Origin of the sequence: Psychromonas sp. CD1, assembly GCF_002239585.1 — a bacterium.
In the GTDB taxonomy this organism is placed as follows: Bacteria; Pseudomonadota; Gammaproteobacteria; order Enterobacterales; family Psychromonadaceae; genus Psychromonas.
Genome location: NZ_NDFH01000003.1, coordinates 869,448 through 887,231, shown reverse-complemented (window position 1 = coordinate 887,231; position 17,784 = coordinate 869,448). Strand labels below are relative to the sequence as shown.

15 protein-coding genes are annotated in these 17,784 nt (G+C 36.9%); 7 read left to right on the top strand and 8 right to left on the bottom strand.

The annotated features are described in order from the left end of the window. Positions 1-115: 115 nt before the first annotated feature. Positions 116-1,675 carry a Na+/H+ antiporter NhaC family protein gene (locus B8W84_RS05600; protein WP_094752296.1) on the top strand — a complete coding sequence of 520 codons (1,560 nt, stop codon included), beginning with the start codon at positions 116-118 and terminating at the stop codon, positions 1,673-1,675. Between the two features lie 260 nt (positions 1,676-1,935). Next, positions 1,936-3,567 (top strand): NAD(P)/FAD-dependent oxidoreductase, encoded by a 1,632-nt coding sequence (locus tag B8W84_RS05595; RefSeq protein WP_094752295.1) that lies wholly within the window; start codon positions 1,936-1,938, stop codon positions 3,565-3,567. 102 nt (positions 3,568-3,669) lie between these two features. Here B8W84_RS05595 and B8W84_RS05590 read toward each other — a convergent pair whose 3' ends face one another. Both B8W84_RS05590 and xni read right to left on the bottom strand, forming a co-directional pair. After that, positions 3,670-4,962, bottom strand: a complete 1,293-nt coding sequence (locus B8W84_RS05590) for an NCS2 family permease (RefSeq protein WP_094752294.1) — start codon at positions 4,960-4,962, stop codon at positions 3,670-3,672. Positions 4,963-5,176: 214 nt separating this feature from the next. Continuing rightward, on the bottom strand, positions 5,177-5,962 hold the full coding sequence (xni, locus tag B8W84_RS05585; RefSeq protein WP_094752293.1) for a flap endonuclease Xni: 786 nt from the start codon (positions 5,960-5,962) through the stop codon (positions 5,177-5,179). Positions 5,963-6,119: 157 nt separating this feature from the next. On the opposite strand from xni, the gene add reads away from it, so the two are divergent. After that, positions 6,120-7,121: an adenosine deaminase gene (gene add, locus B8W84_RS05580; protein WP_094752292.1), complete on the top strand. Its 1,002-nt coding sequence runs from the start codon at positions 6,120-6,122 to the stop codon at positions 7,119-7,121. Between the two features lie 38 nt (positions 7,122-7,159). On the opposite strand, the gene B8W84_RS05575 is transcribed toward add, so the two are convergent. The 5 genes from B8W84_RS05575 to B8W84_RS05555 are packed head-to-tail and all read right to left on the bottom strand — an operon-like array spanning position 7,160 to position 10,126. Then, positions 7,160-7,621 carry a CreA family protein gene (locus B8W84_RS05575; protein ID WP_094752747.1) on the bottom strand — a complete coding sequence of 154 codons (462 nt, stop codon included), beginning with the start codon at positions 7,619-7,621 and terminating at the stop codon, positions 7,160-7,162. Between the two features lie 42 nt (positions 7,622-7,663). Next, entirely contained in the window at positions 7,664-8,440 is a 777-nt protein-coding gene (locus tag B8W84_RS05570; RefSeq protein ID WP_094752291.1) for a Zn-ribbon-containing protein, read from the bottom strand. Positions 8,441-8,442: 2 nt separating this feature from the next. Continuing rightward, positions 8,443-8,748: a hypothetical protein gene (locus B8W84_RS05565; protein WP_094752290.1), complete on the bottom strand. Its 306-nt coding sequence runs from the start codon at positions 8,746-8,748 to the stop codon at positions 8,443-8,445. A gap of 12 nt (positions 8,749-8,760) precedes the next feature. Further along, positions 8,761-9,075, bottom strand: coding sequence for a DUF3301 domain-containing protein (locus B8W84_RS05560; protein WP_094752289.1), 315 nt, complete (start codon positions 9,073-9,075; stop codon positions 8,761-8,763). Beyond that, positions 9,068-10,126 carry a DUF3549 family protein gene (locus B8W84_RS05555; protein ID WP_094752288.1) on the bottom strand — a complete coding sequence of 353 codons (1,059 nt, stop codon included), beginning with the start codon at positions 10,124-10,126 and terminating at the stop codon, positions 9,068-9,070. The genes B8W84_RS05560 and B8W84_RS05555 overlap by 8 nt, the downstream gene beginning before the upstream one ends. Before the next feature lie 89 nt (positions 10,127-10,215). Between B8W84_RS05555 and truC the strand changes: the two genes are divergently transcribed. Then, entirely contained in the window at positions 10,216-10,986 is a 771-nt protein-coding gene (truC, locus tag B8W84_RS05550; RefSeq protein ID WP_094752287.1) for a tRNA pseudouridine(65) synthase TruC, read from the top strand. Positions 10,987-11,002: 16 nt separating this feature from the next. Here truC and B8W84_RS05545 read toward each other — a convergent pair whose 3' ends face one another. Then, entirely contained in the window at positions 11,003-11,524 is a 522-nt protein-coding gene (locus B8W84_RS05545; protein ID WP_094752286.1) for a hypothetical protein, read from the bottom strand. A gap of 575 nt (positions 11,525-12,099) precedes the next feature. On the opposite strand from B8W84_RS05545, the gene B8W84_RS05540 reads away from it, so the two are divergent. From B8W84_RS05540 to B8W84_RS05530, 3 genes are read left to right on the top strand one after another with little or no spacing between them, the layout of a single operon-like run. Then, positions 12,100-13,359 (top strand): TolC family protein, encoded by a 1,260-nt coding sequence (locus tag B8W84_RS05540; RefSeq protein ID WP_094752285.1) that lies wholly within the window; start codon positions 12,100-12,102, stop codon positions 13,357-13,359. Between the two features lie 9 nt (positions 13,360-13,368). Further along, entirely contained in the window at positions 13,369-14,640 is a 1,272-nt protein-coding gene (locus B8W84_RS05535) for an efflux RND transporter periplasmic adaptor subunit (protein WP_094752284.1), read from the top strand. Beyond that, complete coding sequence (locus B8W84_RS05530) at positions 14,637-17,777, top strand: efflux RND transporter permease subunit (RefSeq protein ID WP_094752283.1); 3,141 nt, start codon at positions 14,637-14,639, stop codon at positions 17,775-17,777. The genes B8W84_RS05535 and B8W84_RS05530 overlap by 4 nt, the downstream gene beginning before the upstream one ends. Positions 17,778-17,784: the final 7 nt, after the last annotated feature.

Here is a 17,784-nt window from a genome sequence, read left to right as displayed (position 1 = left end):
AGTGCCTTTTTTTATCTATTTATTTTGTTGTTTATTTATTAAAATAAACAAAGTAAAACACCAGTATCCGCTATGTTATACGGTGGATACTTTTAAATTTTAAAGGACGAAATTAATGTTGATCGATTTTGCAGCATCCCCGCTGTCGATTTTGCCTGCTATTGTTGCTCTTGGCTTGGCAATTATCACTCGCCGAGTTCTACTCTCGTTAGGTCTTGGTATTGTACTCGGTGCTCTATTGTTAGCTGACTTTTCTTTGCTAAATACGTGCAGTTATATTTTAAATATCACCAAAAATCTTATTTATAATGAAGGGGTCGTTAATGCAGGAAATATGAGCATTGCAGTATTTCTTGTGTTACTTGGAATGATGACGGCTTTGCTAACTCTTTCTGGTGGTACTCGTGCTTTTGCAAATTGGGCGCTTGAGCATATTAAAGATAAACGTGGAGCTGCATTATTAGCCGCTTTTTTAGGAGTGTTTATTTTTATTGATGATTATTTTAATAGTCTTGCTGTTGGCTCTGTTGCTCGTCCCGTTACGGATCGCTTTAAAGTTTCGCGTGCTAAACTTGCTTATATTCTTGATTCAACCGCAGCGCCAATGTGTATCTTGATGCCACTGTCGAGTTGGGGGGCTTATATCATGACTATCATTGCGGGTATTTTAGTCAGCCATGGCATCACTGAGTATTCTGCTCTAGGTGCTTATGTGTTACTTATTCCAATGAATTTTTATGCATTGTTTACTTTATTGATGGTTTTTGCTGTGATTTATTTCAAACTTGATATTGGTTTGATGAAAAAACACGAAGAAATGGCTGACATGCAGAACGATGATTGTAATGATGCAAATGCTGTCGATTTATTTGATGAATATGGGATTCCTGAAAGTGATCTTGGTAAAGTTTCAGATTTGATCTATCCGATTATCGCACTTATTTTTGCAACTGTTTTCTTTATGCTATATACGGGAGCGCAAACCCTCGCTGTTAATCAACAACCTTTTTCATTCTTAGGAGCTTTTGAACATACAAATGTTGGTGCTTCGCTTGTTTACGGATCGTTAATCGGTTTACTGCTTGCATTTATTACCGTTTTCAAACAGAAATTACCTTTAAAAGATATTGGAAGTGCTCTTTGGATTGGTGCTAAATCAATGTTTAGTGCGATTGTTATTTTATTCTTTGCTTGGACGATTGGCTCTGTTATTGGCGATATGCATACAGGGGCTTATTTATCGAGCTTAATACAAGGTAATATATCCATTCATTGGTTGCCGGTTATCCTTTTTGTATTATCCGGAATAATGGCTTTTTCTACCGGTTCATCATGGGGAACCTTTGGTATTATGTTGCCGATAGCCGGTGATTTAGCCGCCTCTACCGATATAGCCTTTATGTTGCCGATGTTAAGTGCGGTACTTGCGGGCTCTGTCTTTGGTGATCATTGTTCACCGATATCCGATACTACGATTCTTTCGTCGACAGGTGCTCGTTGTAAACATATCGATCATGTTTCAACGCAATTGCCTTATGCATTATCGGTGGCCGGAATTGCCGCGATTGGTTTTATTACCATTGGTTTTAGTAATTCATTATGGTTGTCATTATTTGCCTACTCAGTGGCATTCTTGTGTGTAATTGGAATAATGAAAGTGATTTCTAATCGGTAAAAGAACATTTGTTTATTATTTAAAGCCAGCAAATTGCTGGTTTTTTTTGTTTAAGGGCATTTTTCTGTTGATGTTATATTGACCGTAAAGTAAAACCGAGACTTAAAAGTGTTTTTTTTGGGGATGCCAAAGTCTGCTTTAATGGTGTTGTACGTTTTAAAATTATAATATCAAGTAAAGATTGCGGATAGCAATGTCATTTTCGTCTAAGATAACGTAAACTGTTCGCCTATTTTTCAGCCCATATTATCAGGTGTATGATGATCCGTTTAAACCAAGTTAAATTAGTGCTCGATCACAGTGACGAAGCAATACAAAATTTTGTGCTCGATAAACTTGCACTGCATAAGACGCAAATAGAGGCAATTCATATTTTTAAACGAGGCTATGATGCGCGAAAACGCAATGTGGTCACTTTGATCTATACACTTGATATTACGTTAACAAATGTTGATGAAGCGAAAATATTAAGTCAATTTGAAAAAGATCCCAATGTGCGTGAATCGCCCGATACGACGTATCGTTATGTTGCGAGTGCACCTAAAAATTTAAAAGAGCGTCCTATTATTATCGGTATGGGGCCTTGCGGATTATTTAGTGCATTGATTCTTGCGCAAATGGGGTTTAAACCCATTCTTTTAGAACGGGGTAAGTCAGTGCATGAGCGTGCTAAAGATACTTTTAGATTTTGGCGTACAGGTAAGCTGAATACAGAGTCTAATGTTCAATTTGGCGAAGGTGGAGCCGGTACTTTTTCAGATGGTAAATTATATAGCCAAGTTAAAGATCCTGATTTTTTAGGCTTAAAAGTAAAACAAGAGTTTGTTGCAGCCGGCGCCCCGAAAGAGATTCTATATGTGAGTAAACCACACATAGGAACTTATAAATTAGTGACTATGGTTGAAAAAATGCGCCGACAAATTATTGAGTTAGGTGGTGAAATACGTTTTGAAACACGAGTTGATGAACTTAAAATAGACGCTGGGCAAATTTCTGGTGTTATTTTAAAAAGTGGAGAAGAGATATCTTCAAAGCATGTTGTTTTAGCAATAGGGCACAGTGCACGTGATACGGTGAAAATGTTACATGAGAAAGGAGTCTATCTTGCAGCTCAGTCATTTTCGATTGGATTCCGTATTGAACATAAGCAAGATATGATTGATAAGTGTCGTTTTGGTATTAATGCGGGGCATCCATTATTAGGTGCGGCTGATTATAAACTCGTACATCATTGTAAAAACGGGCGCTCTGTATATAGTTTTTGTATGTGTCCTGGCGGGGTAGTAGTTGCCGCAACCTCAGAAGAACATGCTGTAGTGACGAATGGTATGAGTCAATATTCACGTAGTGAGCGTAATGCGAATAGTGCGATTGTTGTGGGTATTAACCCTAGTGATTTTAACAATGACCCCTTACAAGGAATCGCCTTACAACGTGAATTAGAACGTAATGCCTATGTGATGGGGGGAAGTAACTATGATGCTCCTGCGCAAATGTTGGGTGATTTTTTAAATGCGGGTGTAGGTAAACCCTTTGAAAGTATTACACCATCTTATAAACCAAATGTAAAAATGACAGATTTAAGTCATGCTTTACCGGATTATGCCATTGATGCTATCCGAGAAGCGATTCCAGCTTTCGCTAAGAAAATTAGAGGTTTTGATTGTAACGATGCGATGCTGACCGGAGTTGAGACGAGAACATCTTCACCCGTGCAGATTAAGCGTGGTAAAAACTTTCAAAGTGTAAATGTTAAAGGTTTATATCCAGGTGGTGAAGGGGCTGGTTATGCGGGAGGCATTTTATCGGCGGGCATTGATGGGATTAAAATCGCACAAGCAGTTGCATTAGATATGCTTGCGAGCAAAGGATATGAAGATAATGATTCATGATCAAGTAAACAGCAATAGTCGTTAATGAAAATGTTTTTACTCCATGCAGGTTAAATTTTGCGTTTTAGCCTGCATGGAGAGTTTGGTTTTTAAATAAAAAATTTATGCGAAATAAATTAATTTAATTAAAAATAGAATGGCAAGAAACCATACGCTACTGCTTAACTCTTTGTATCTACCACAAAATATTTTAATGGCCGCAAAAGAGATAAAGCCAAGAGCGATACCGTTTGCAATGGAATAAGTCAAAGGCATCATGATAGTCACAACGACCACGGGGGCCGCCTCTGTAATATCGTCCCAGTTAATTTCTTTTAAGCTCCCGACCATTAACACCGCTACATATAATAATGCCCCTGCTGTGGCATAGCCTGGGATCATACCGGCTAAAGGTGCAAGGAATAGCGAAAATAAGAATAAAACGCCAACCACAACGGCGGTTAATCCAGTACGACCACCTTCAGCAACACCCGCGACACTTTCAATATAACTTGTTGTTGTGGATGTCCCTAATATTGCGCCGGCTATTGAGGCGCCACTGTCGGCTAATAATGCCCGTTTTAATCGAGGTAAATTACCATTTTCATCGAGTAAATTTGCTTTGCTTGCAACCGCAAGTAACGTTCCTGAGGTATCAAACAGATCAACAAATAGAAAGGCAAAAACAATACTTATCATGCTAACATTAAATGCACCTGCAATATCCATTTGCATAAAGGTTGGTAGAATACTAGGAGGCAAGGATATTATGCCAGTATAATGTACGTCCCCACAAAGAAAACCGATAAAGGTAACGCCAAGGATAGCTATCATAACGCCTCCTTTAACACGAAAGTGTGCTAATGCAATGATCAAGAAAAAGCCTAATGATGCGAGTGCAGCGGGCAGTGCCGTCATATCTCCGAGAGAAACTAATGTTGCAGGGTTATTAATGACAATCCCCGAATTTTCAAGAGCAATTAAAGCCAAAAATAAACCAATGCCTGCTGCGATGCCGTGACGCATTGACATTGGGATGGAGTTTATTATCCATTCACGAATTTTAAATAAGCTTAATGTTGTAAAACAAACGCCAGATAAGAAAACTGCGCCAAGAGAAATTTGCCAACTGTAACCCATATCGAGAACAACAACATAAGTGAAAAAAGCACTGAGTCCCATTCCAGGTGCGAGTGCAACAGGGTAATTCGCATAAAACCCCATTATGAAACAACCAATGGCTACCGCTAGGCAGGTTGCTACAAAAACCGCGCCAGAATCCATGCCGGTGGCAGATAGCATCGAGGGGTTAACAAATATAATATAAGCCATCGTTAAGAAGGTTGTCATACCTGCAATCACTTCGGTTTTAACAGTGGTTTTATGTTCGCTTAATTTAAATATTTTTTCGAGCATTATAGTTCCTGTAAGTGTTAACTTGAATATGAATGTATTTCGTGCGGATTATAAGGAGATATAATAAACGAGTCCACTAATTTGCTGTGTTTTTAATATAAATGTCTATGTGTTTTATGCGCCACTTAACTTAGTATTACCTTGTTTGATAAGGATTAATAGTATTTATCCGTGGCTAATGTCTGCGGTGATATTTATTGGAATTTTATCTTGTCTATCTTGGGTTTTGATAGCGAAGATCAGAGAGGTTAAAGCCTAAACAGATATCTTTTTTTAAGCTAACTAACTTTTTACTTAGCAAAGCTTCTTCTTTAAACTTTTTAACTTTACATAAAGGTTTGTTTTTTGTGTCGATGGGGGCGTCGAACATGGCCTGTAGACTGGAGTATTCATGTAACAATAATAATGCTCCTTTGTCTCCAACACCCTCAACACCTTTAATGGCACTACTTGAAATTCCTGTGATAGCCCAATAATCACATAATTTATCAATATTTAAAGCCATCTTATTTAAAACGCGGCCACTGTCGGTATAACTGTTTTGAAAATAATCATAGATTAAAGTTTGCGGACCCAACAATTGATAAAACCCTTTATCTGTTGAAACAATAATACATTTTTGTTTTTTATTAGTGATTTTCTCACTAAGGGTGGCGATTAAATCATCGGCTTCATCTGTTTCGCTGAGTAAAGATTCAAAGCCTATCTCAATAAATTTATCTTGGATATTTTCTAATGCCTTTTTCAATAAAGGCGGGATGGGTTTACGCCCTTGTTTATATTGAGGATATAATTGGTGACGCCAGCTTTTAGCATGGCTATCAAAAACACAAATAACGTGAGTAGGGTTATGTAGATTTGCTAATTTGTTGAGTGCATTACACGATACTCTTGTTGTTTCTTCAATCGCACGTGCTGTCTCACCATGTTGTTTTTCTTGAATGGCATAAATACGCCGAATAAGGTTCATGGCATCGATGATAAGTAAGGTTGCTAGCATATTTTTATTGCGCCCAAAAAGAGAGGATAATACCTCTCTATAAAAATATATCAAGGCGCATGGAATAATACGTTATATATTCTTTTTTTTTTTTTTCTACAGACAGTCGTCACAATGCTTATTTATACTGTATTTTTAATTATCAGGATATTTTTATATGCTAAATAAAAAATTACCCGTAACCGATTTACATCGGCACCTAGATGGCAATATTCGTAGTCAAACGATCTTAGATTTAGGGCGGAAATTCAACATTGAATTACCAGCATGGGATATGGCGTCATTACGACCGCACGTGCAGGTTGTGGATTCTGAAGCAGATTTGCTGGGGTTTTTATCAAAGCTTGATTGGGGTGTTGCGGTGTTAGGCGACTTAGATGCTTGTAGGCGTGTGGCTTATGAGAATGTTGAAGATGCTAAAAATGCGCAAATAGATTACGCTGAATTAAGATTTTCACCTTATTATATGGCCATGAAACATCGGTTGCCAATAGCTGGTGTGGTTGAGGCTGTTATTGATGGAGTAAAGGCAGGTTGTCGGGATTTCTCAATGCAGGCGAATTTAATTGGAATTTTAAGTCGTACTTTTGGTGTAAAAGCTTGTCAAGAAGAGTTACAAGGTTTATTGACACAAAAAGATAAATTAGTGGCGATAGATTTAGCGGGTGACGAATTAGGTCAGCCTGGTGATTTATTTATTCGGCATTTTAAAAAAGTACGAGATGCAGGCCTAAATGTCACCATCCATGCAGGTGAAGCAGCTGGAGCACAAAGTATTTGGCAAGCAATTAATGAATTAGGTGCAACACGAATAGGACATGGCGTTAAAGCGCTTGATGATTTAAAATTAATGGATTATTTAAGTGAGCATAATATAGGTATTGAGTCGTGTATTACTTCTAATATTCAAACGAGTAGCGTGAGTACATATGCAACTCATCCGCTAAAAACCTTTCTTGAACATGATATTTTAGCTTGTTTAAATACGGATGATCCTGCTGTTGAAGGTATTGAACTTCCTTATGAATATGCAGTTGCAGCACCAAAAGCAGGGTTAAGCTTGACTCAAATCCATCAAGCACAAATTAATGGACTGACATTAGCGTTCATTTCGGAGGAAGAGAAAGAAGTATTACGTAAAATGGCTGCGCTACGTTAACGTTTTATGTGAGATACATAAAACGTTAACGTGCCTATCTATGGCTGGCTACTTTTATATGCTTCTGAACCCCATAAAGGAACGGTTGATAAACTATGCTTAAAGCTACCTGATGTTTCTTTTGTTGAGTATGATACATACATTAGTGTTTGGTTTTGAGTATCATAAATACGGCGAATTTTCATGTTTTTAAAGAAAATGCTTTTGGATTTTTTAAAAACAATTTCTCCTGATTTAGACTTGTCGATATTTTGGATCATCACAGCGGTTATCTTTCCTGTTTGTCGACACGAAATAGCCGAATCAGAGGGGTCAGAAAAGCTTAAATCATCTTCAATGCTAGCAATGTGACAGGTTACTCCGGTGACGATCGGGTCTATTAAAATATTTATTTTAATATTTTGAGTTGTGAAGATACCTAGACTAATATCACCAACATTGTCACGGTTTGCTTTTTGATAAATCACGAAGCCGATAATGAGCAGTATTAAAATTAACATGGCAATGGCATAACGTTTTATTTTTTTTAACATAATAATACCTTACTTTTTAAAGTCCCAAGATAAGTTAGAAACGAGCTGACAGGTATCACATTTAAAGTCGAAAATGTCAAATAAGGGCGATTCTAAACGCCATTCTTTAGCACAATTAGGGCATTTTCGATCTTGTTCTTTTTGTAAGCTTATCCCCGCAACACGATATAAATAATAGTAAGTTGGAACGTTTGTTATTTTCTCAACCCGCTGGCAAAGACGTCGCCCGATATTATACAGACGACTATTAATATCACCTATTTCAAGGAGTAATTGAGCTGAAACAGCACTGCCATTCATTTGTAATTCATCACAATTTATCCATTCTTCTTGCCATTTTATAAGGGCTTTACGATCTCCATTACTGATAGCTTCGGTACTGCGATAAAGTGGAATAGGGTTTAGCGTTTCGCCACAACGTAAAGGTGAACAGGTATCTAAAAATGTAGTATAGAGAAGTTGCCATGCGGGTTTAAAATTAGGTGCACAAGCTAATGAGTTAAGATCTTCTGCCACGTTTTTTATTTTTGGGGAAAGTAAGCCTGCTTCGGTCAGTTGATTTAATGCTTTTTCAACTTGAGGGCTATTAAAGCACGAAGCTAAACTATTGCTTTCTGGGCAAACGAGACGCGTTGAAAAAACACTTTTTTGCATAGCAATTGGGAATTCTCTACCAAGTATTTGGCCATTGTAACGTAGCATATCCAAATAGTTATTAATCGCACGTTCAATGGCAGTATAATGAGTGTTTTGGTAACATTCAAAAACAAGATCTTTAATAAACATGCCTAATGGCTCTCTTCTAATAAAATAATACGTTGTTGGAGAGCTTTAATCTGAGTATATAAAGGTGCTAATTTTTCATCAATTTGCATTTTAATTAAGGCGTCTAAGTTCTTTTTTGAAGTGTCTGGCGGTACAGTGTTAAATTTTTCTAAATGTATCTCTTGATATGGATCGTCGCGCCAGAGACGTAACCCTTCAATAATTAAGGGAAGAGCGATATTTTTAGGTAAGCGCGCTTTAATTAAAGCAGTATTGGGCGTTTTACCTTCTTTAGATAATTGTTGTGCGATAGCAATGATACGATGCATGTTAAATAAACCTTAATGGAGAGTGTCGTCACGCTCAAATGAGCGATAGACAGGAAATTCAAAGCGAGCTTGACGTAATCCTCTTAAACGTAATATTCCTTGGTAGCTATTTTCATTGTCACTACTAAATTCAAAAACAAAATGAGCCTCAAGAAAGTGTTCGCCGAGTTTATAATTAAAATGCGATCTCGCTACATTTAATAATTGTAGATCTAAGGCGATACATTTTTGTTTAATGAGGATATCTGCATACTCTGATTGTTGGCGTAGTTTCCAGAAGAGAAGTGCTACACAGACGCATAATAAAATGAAGAGTAGATTAAACATCAATGTGCTTATTATTAATACTTGAAAAAAGGTGACCAATAGCCTCAGAGAGAGCATTTGATCGTGTATTTAAACGTAATTGTTTGAGTACTTTTTCACGTAAGAGAGGAATCGCGACAAGATCTGTAAATAGTGCACTAAAGAGAGAAGATTGGTGTGTTGCTAAGGCTTCAAAAAATTGATTTAGGCGAGAGTCATCCTCGAGATGGTGCCAACAGCGACCAACAATACTAATATACCAATGTGGGTTATGTATTAAAGTAGATTTAAATTGTTCATCTAATAGTGCATTAAAAATATTTTTATCGGAAGCATTTGAAATAGCGCGAAGTAATAAAATAGCATTGTTAGGATGATCGTTTTCTAGTTCAATACGTGCTTGTTGTGCGATTACTTTGGCTAAAGGTGGATTGATATCTTTTTGTGACTCTAAGCATAAAGCAAGAGATTGCAACGGTTGTTGTGGTAAGAGTTTGATGGCGTTTATTAAGTGTTGCTGATTATTATCGGTATTGAGTCGCGCGCAGATATCTGCAATGCCCTGTATACCTATATTCTCCCATGCACTCCATGTGTTTTCACCTGAAAAGTAAGAGTGCGCGGTGTTATAAAATAGAGACGGAGGGCGCACAAATATAGTGTTTATTAGAGCATTAAAAATGGCTAACTTTTCAGTGTTGGGTTTAAAAATAAAAGGATTTTGTGCTAAATGTTGCTGCTGTTGTTTGTTTATTTTTGCGGTCAAATCATGACCCATAGCACCGATGACACTTTGAATGAAACTTGTTTGGGCACTTATTTTTAAGAGTCCTTTCTCATCGAGTGGTATTTTTAGAAACCAAATGAAGTGCTCTTTTTTTGTGGGAACTTGCCAAAAAGTAAGCGCGAAATAAGCTTGTTTTTGGATAGGGTAGGGGTACGGTTTTTTATTGGAGCAGATAGTTACAAAGTCTGTATTAGAAATTTCACTTACTTTTCGACCCAGATCATAGACACAGAATTGGGTATTAGCTTGTTCTAAAAAATCGGTAAGTGTATTTATATTTATCATAAAGGAGTCTTTTTTATCGGGATATATCCCATTTAATTAAGAGTATGGATTATATCAGGAAACAATGAATGTATAAATGAGAACGAAACATGTTAGACATACAAATTTTAGACGTAGAGAAAACAACCAACGCTGCACCATTAGAAATATTATATCAAGATGAACATGTCATCGTTATTAATAAACCGGCAGGCTTATTGGTGCATCGAAGTTGGTTAGATACGCATGCAACCGAGTTTGCCGTACAAAAATTACGCGACCAAGTTGGCGCAAAGGTTTATCCTGCTCATCGTTTAGACCGACCAACATCTGGGGCGCTACTTTTTTTGCTGGATAAAAATCACGTGTCTAATTTAATGCAGCAATTTGCACAACAAAAAATAGAAAAACGCTATTTAGCGGTGGTAAGAGGACATATTGATAAAGGGATCATCGATTATGCACTCAAAAAGAAATTAGATAAAATTGCGCATAAACATGTCACCCGTGAACCCGAAGCTCAACCTGCAGTAACACATTATCAGTATCTTGCTCATTGTGAGGTTGATGTCGGTGTGCGCCCGTATCCGAGCTCACGCTATTCGCTGGTGGAACTGACACCTAAAAGTGGGCGTAGGCATCAATTACGTCGACATATGAAGCATGTTTTTCATCCTATCATTGGTGATACTACACATGGTGATGGTAAACATAATCAGATGTTTCGAGATAATTTTGCAACACAACGTTTGCTTCTACATTCTTCTTCTTTAATTTTTAAACACCCTGTCAGTGGTGCCAAAATTGAAGTTCATGCGCCTTTAGATAATGATTTTAAGACCTTATTAAAAACACTTAAATTAGATGTATCTTGCATCTGAAAAGTGTTTTTTAGCTTTAATTCTGAGTTGGTTTACTTTTTTTTTGTGTGTCAGAAAAGTCGTTGTTTTTCTGGCATTTTATTGTAATAAAAGCGAAAACTTCGGGATTAAAATGTGCTTGAGACAAATAGTTTTTTTGGCCATTTTCAAGTAACAGTAAAATACCTTTAGGCGTGTGGATAATGCGTTTAATATCACACCAATGTTGGCAATTATTAATATATAAACTGCTCGTTGTTATGCCTTTTTCGTCGACCTCTACATTAATTTTATTTCCAGAGTTTTTACTCCACATTTGTCGACAAAGCCACCATGATTTTTGATACTTAACACTAAAATACTCTATGCCAGCCAGTGCGAAAAAAAACAAACCAAATAATTTAGGATGTGTCGTCAACATTATGATGTATGTACCAAATAAAAGGAGCCCTGCGATAAAAATAATACGTGGTTTTTTATGTGGAAAATGTAATGCTGATTGCTCAAAACATTCAGAAAAATATGGGCGATCAAGTCTAAATTCAGTACTAAATTGCATGTGCTACCTTTTCTTGTTTTTATATCAGGAGATATCTAAATATAAAATATGTAATGCGTATTATAACGTATTCATGTTTTATTTTGTGTGCTTATTTTTTAATAAATGCTTGACCTTACTCTTAGGGGATATTTTAAACTGTATTTATATAAACAACTGATAGATAGATATGCACCGACTTATTTGCTTATTATTACTGCCAATTATTCTTTTTAGCTTTACGCCTAATACATGGGCTGCATTGCTCGTGCCTGGCAGTAAAGCTGAATTATATCAGCCTTGTAAGCTCATGCAAGTTGCCGGAAAGCCTTGCACAAAGATAGCGTTTAAAAAAATGAATTGTAGAAACAGTTGTACATTCATCTGTAACTATTTATTACCGGTTGATTCTAATTTATCTTTTGATTTGTTTTTTCCTCCTTATTTCAATTACCCACACGTAAAAGTATCTGTTCTTTGTCAACACCCTGAATGCCTTTATCGTCCTCCCTGTTTTAATTTGAGATATTAAGCAACATAAATATATTGAATTAATCATTACTCATCTTTTAAAAGATGAGTAATAAGGACAACATATGAAAAAAATATTAATAATTGTGCTTTTTCTTTTTAGTGCGAGTGCTTGGGCTAAATCAGTCACACTTGTACAAGCAATTGACATTGCATTGCAAAGAGATCCTGCCAATAAGATGTATCAACATCAACGCCTTGCTTTAATTGCGCAGGGTAAAAATAGTGCAACGTTAAGCGATCCAATGATAAAACTAGGCATTGCTAATTTAGACACGGAGAGTCTCTCTTTAGATAACGATCCTATGTCGCAATTAACATTAGGCATTAGTCAGCAATTTAGTCGTGGTGACTCGCTACAAATCCGTAAAAAAAGTTTTAATTTAGAATCAGAATCTGCGCTTTTTAGTGCACAAGAGCGCCGCTTACAAGTAAAAAAAACAGTTCGTTCTCTCTGGTTTAAAATACTCTTTATTGAAAAGTCGACATTAATGGTTGAGCAACAAAAAACTTATTTTGCAAGCTTATATCGTGATTTACAGAGTCAATTTTCATTAGGTCTTTTAGATAATGAAGATGTGATTGAATCTGAGATCGAACTCTCTAAGTCGGATGAGAAATTAGCAGTACTTCGGCAAAGTTTATTAAATTATCGCACGTTATTGAGTGAATGGATTGGCGCTCAAGCATTTGTGCCTTTCGATAAAAGTTTGCCTATTTGGTCAGAGACAAAGGATTATATTAAGCGTACTCAAAGGCTCAAATCGACGCACTATGCGTTATTAGCAAAACATCCGCAAGCTAAAATACTAAGCCAACAAATAACACTCGCTCGGAATGATATTTCACTGGCTCAACAAAGTTATAAGCCGAGTTTTAAAGTGGAGTTGGGATATGGACATCGCTTATCTTTAATGGATGATGGTCAACGGCGGAGTGATTTGTTGAGTGCATCGCTTGTTTTTGATATGCCTATATTTAGTACTCAGAAGCAAGATCAACAAGTGATTTCTGCGCAACAAATGCAAGGAAAGAAGCAAGAAGAATATTTCTTGTTATTGCGTCAACTCAATATATCCCTCAGTAATGCAATTAGTGGTTATCAGCAATTGTTAGACCGGCAACTTCATTATAAAAGCACATTGCTAAAACAATCCCAAAGACGAATCGAGATTTTAGAAAAAAGTTATCAGTCAAAAACACGTCCGTTTAAAGATGTTATCAAAGCATACATCAAGGATCTGGATCTTTCTCTGGAATATCAAAAGCTTTATTTTGATGGCTTACAAAGCCTGATCAACATTCGTTATTTTCAAGCAATCTAAGGACATATTATGCGTTATATCATTGTATTACTAAGCACTATTATTATTGGTTTCTTGGTGTTTGAAAACACTAAAATCTTCACGTCTTCAGTAAGCTCTTCTGAGAATGTTAAATCAGAGGCTCTGTATTGGGTCGCACCGATGGATGCTAATTATCGTAGAGATAAACCTGGGAAATCACCAATGGGCATGGATTTGGTACCTGTGTATCGTAAAAGTGATAAAGCCTTACCAGTAGGCGAAATACAAATATCACCTCAGGTAGAAAATAGTCTCGGTGTTCGTTCTGCTTTATTAAAAAAAGAAAAAATGGAACTCGCAATTAATGGTTTTGGCACAATTGTTGCGAACAAAGATGCACAGTGGCAAATTAATAGTCGAGTGTCGGGATGGATTGAAAAGTTGTATGTGAAATCAGAGGGTATTTCGGTTGATAAAGGACAAAAATTATATGCTATTTATTCCCCAGAATTAGTCAAAGCACAGGAGTCATTATTTAATTCTATTGATTTAAATAATGATACGTTAATCAACGCTTCTAAAATACGCCTAGAGGCATTAGGCGTGAGTGATGCACAAATAAATGACATTATTAAAACAGGAAACGTGCAGAAAAGCATTACGTTTTTTGCGCCACAAAAAGGTACGATTTTAGAATTAAAAGTGAATAAAGGTGCCTTTATATCACCATCTATGACAGTGATAAAAGCGGTTAATTTAGATTCTATATGGGTTGACGTCGAAATTTTTTCAGCTCAAGTTGCTTATATTAAACTCGGTGTTCCTGCGTCAATGACGTTAACGTATTTTCCAGGTAAAGAGTGGCTTGGAAAGGTTGATTTTATTTATCCTGAAATGAGTGTAAGCAATCGAAGTTTACGTATTCGCTTAAAATTCAAAAATTCTGATAATAAATTGAAACCTAATATGTTTGCGTCGATAAGTTTAACTCCGATGATGCAAGGGAAACGTTTGTTTATAACGCAGCAAGCCATTATTTATGCAGAGAATAATGCGCGAGTCGTTAAAGCACTAGGAGGTGGTAAATTTAAATCGGTATTTGTTACCTTGGGTGTGCAAAGTCAAAATAAAGTTGAAGTGCTATCTGGCCTGCGCGAAGGGGATAGAATTGTTACTTCTGCACAATTTTTGTTAGACAGTGAATCTAATATTGGCGCTGAACTTGAGCGTATGCAAGCCGTTAAGCCTATGCAGAATAAATCCCTACCTGAATTAGAGAAAAGTTTTTGGAACACACAAATTCAACAGGTGAAATTATGATAGGTAAAATAATAAACTGGTCAATAAAAAATCGAATTTTGGTTTTGTTGTGTGCGTTATTCATTGTTTTTTATGGTATTTTTAGTTTACAAAAAACACCAATAGATGCTATCCCTGATCTTTCTGATGTACAAGTGATTATAAAAACGACATATCCTGGGCAATCGCCACAAGTCGTTGAAGATCAAGTTACTTATCCATTGACGACAGCGATGTTAAGCGTGCCGGGGGCAAAAGTTGTACGCGGTTATTCTTTTTTAGGTGATTCTTATGTCTATATTATTTTTAAAGATGGCACGGATATGTACTGGGCTAGATCTCGTGTTTTAGAATATCTATCACAGGTTACCGCCACATTACCAGCACAAGCTCGCTCAGCATTAGGACCAGATGCTACGGGAGTTGGGTGGGTTTTTAGTTATGCATTAGTTGATAAAAGTGGCCAACATGATTTAAGTGAATTGCGAAGTCTACAAGATTGGTATTTGAAGTTTGAATTGCAAACAGTTCCGGGTGTTTCAGAAGTTGCCAGTGTCGGCGGTATGGTAAAGCAATACCAAGTGCGTATAGATCCCAATAAATTACGAGCTTATAACATCTCTTTATTGCAAATAAAGCAAGCCATTAAAAATGCGAATCAAGAGTCGGGTGCCAGTGTTTTAGAAATGGGTGAAGGCGAATATATGCTGCGTATTTCAGGGTATATTTCATCTTTAGAGGATTTAAAATTGATCCCTTTAAAAGTTGGCACTAAGGGAACACCGTTATTATTGGGTGATTTAGCGGATATTCGTATTGGTCCACAAATGCGTAGAGGTATTAGTGAATTAAATGGAGAGGGTGAGGTCGTCAGTGGCATTGTTGTGATGCGTTTTGGCGAAAATGCACAGGGTGTGATAAAAGCGTTAAAAGAAAAATTAAAACAATTACAAAAAGGCCTACCTAATGGCGTGGAAATCATACCGACTTATGACCGTTCTGAATTAATTAATGCGGCGGTCGATAATTTATACAACAAATTATTAGAAGAATTTATTGTAGTGACTTTAGTTTGTGCTGTTTTTTTATTCCATTTTAGATCTGCATTGGTTGTTTTATTTAGTTTGCCCATTGGGATTTTTTGCGCTTTCATCATCATGTCATGGCAAGGGATCAGTGCCAATATTATGTCCTTAGGAGGTATTGCGATAGCGATTGGGGCAATGGTAGATGGGGCAATTGTTATGATTGAAAATGTACATAAACATTTAGAAAAAAAACCATTAACCGATAAAAATCGTTGGCAGGTGATAAGTAAAGCCGCCTCTGAAGTTGGCCCCGCATTATTTTTCTCGTTACTTATCATTACTTGTAGTTTTTTACCCGTTTTTGCTCTGCAAGGACAGTCAGGGAAAATGTTTGCACCGTTAGCGTTTACAAAAACCTATGCAATGGCAGCCTCTGCAGGTTTAGCTATTACGCTGATCCCTGTTTTGATGGGCTATTTTATTAGAGGGAAAGTTTTAGCTGAACATAAAAACCCAATAAACAGATGGGTGGTTGCTTTGTATAAACCGGTGCTCAGTTTTAGTTTAAGGTATCCTAAAGTATTAATGTCTCTGGCATTACTATTGTTAGTGATTGGGTTTTATCCTGTAACTAAAATAGGTAGTGAGTTTATTCCTCCACTTGATGAGGGTGATTTAATGTATATGCCAAGTACTTATCCGGGCATATCAATAGGTAAAGCGCGACAACTTTTACAGCAAACGGATAAATTAATAAAAACCGTGCCGGAAGTTAAAACCGTTTGGGGAAAAATTGGAAGGGCGGATACTGCAACAGATCCCGCTCCATTAACCATGATAGAAACGGTGATTCAGTTTAATCCTAAGAGTACATGGAGGCCGGGTATGACCAAGGACAAATTAAAGAAAGAACTCAATAATTTAATTCAATTTCCTGGTTTAAGAAATGCTTGGGTAATGCCGATAAAAGCGCGCATAGACATGTTGGCAACTGGTATAAAAACACCATTAGGCGTGAAAATTTCAGGTGATAATTTAGCTGAAATAGAGAAAATAGGTCAAAAACTGGAGAATATCTTAAAAGATGTATCGGGCACTACGTCTGTTTATGCGGAGCGAGTTAGTGCTGGGCGGTATATTAAAATCGATATAGATCGTAAAAAGGCGGCGCGCTATGGGCTTAACATTGCAGAAATACAGCAATTAATAAGCATTGCTATCGGCGGACAGGATATCACGCAAAGTGTGGAAGGCTTAGAGCGTTACCCTATTAACTTACGTTATATCAATGCATATAGAGATTCGTTAATGGCCTTAAAAAACCTACCGATAGTCACTCAGAAAAAAATAACCATTAGTTTGCAAGATATTGCAGAGGTATATGTTGAAGCCGGCCCTGCGATGATAAAGACTGAAAATGCGCGTCTTAATGGTTGGGTTTATGTGGATATTGAAAATAGAGACATCGGCTCATATGTGCAAGAAGCAAAAATGAGAGTAGATAAAGAATTAACGTTACCTGCAGGTTACACCTTAACGTGGTCGGGTCAATATGAGTATATGCAACAAGCCAATGCACGTTTAATGAAGGTTATCCCCGTGACGGTGTTGATAATTATTATGTTGCTTTATTTAGCCTTTCGCCGAGTGGGAGAGGTATTATTAATTTTAGCGACATTGCCCTTTGCACTAATGGGGGGGATTTGGTTAATGTTCTTACTTGATTATAATTTTTCTATCGCAGTAGGTGTTGGATTTATTGCTTTAGCGGGAGTCTCGATTGAAATTGGGATCATTATGTTACTTTATTTAAATCAGTCTTTAGATGCGAAGAAAAAGCAACGTCTGTATAATTTCAATGTCAATGATTTGCGCGATGCTGTAATGCAAGGTGCCGGATTACGAGTTAGACCTGTGATGATGACGGTTGCAACTGTCGTGATGGGGCTTGTACCTATCATGTATGCAGAAGGTGCTGGCTCTGAAATTATGCAACGTATCGCAGCGCCAATGATTGGCGGTATGTTAAGCGCGGTGCTACTTACGCTACTTATTTTACCTTGTGTTTATTTTCAATGGAAAAAAAGAGAAGTGATAAAATCTTTGGGTAAGGTTGTTTCACTTAAGTGATCAGATA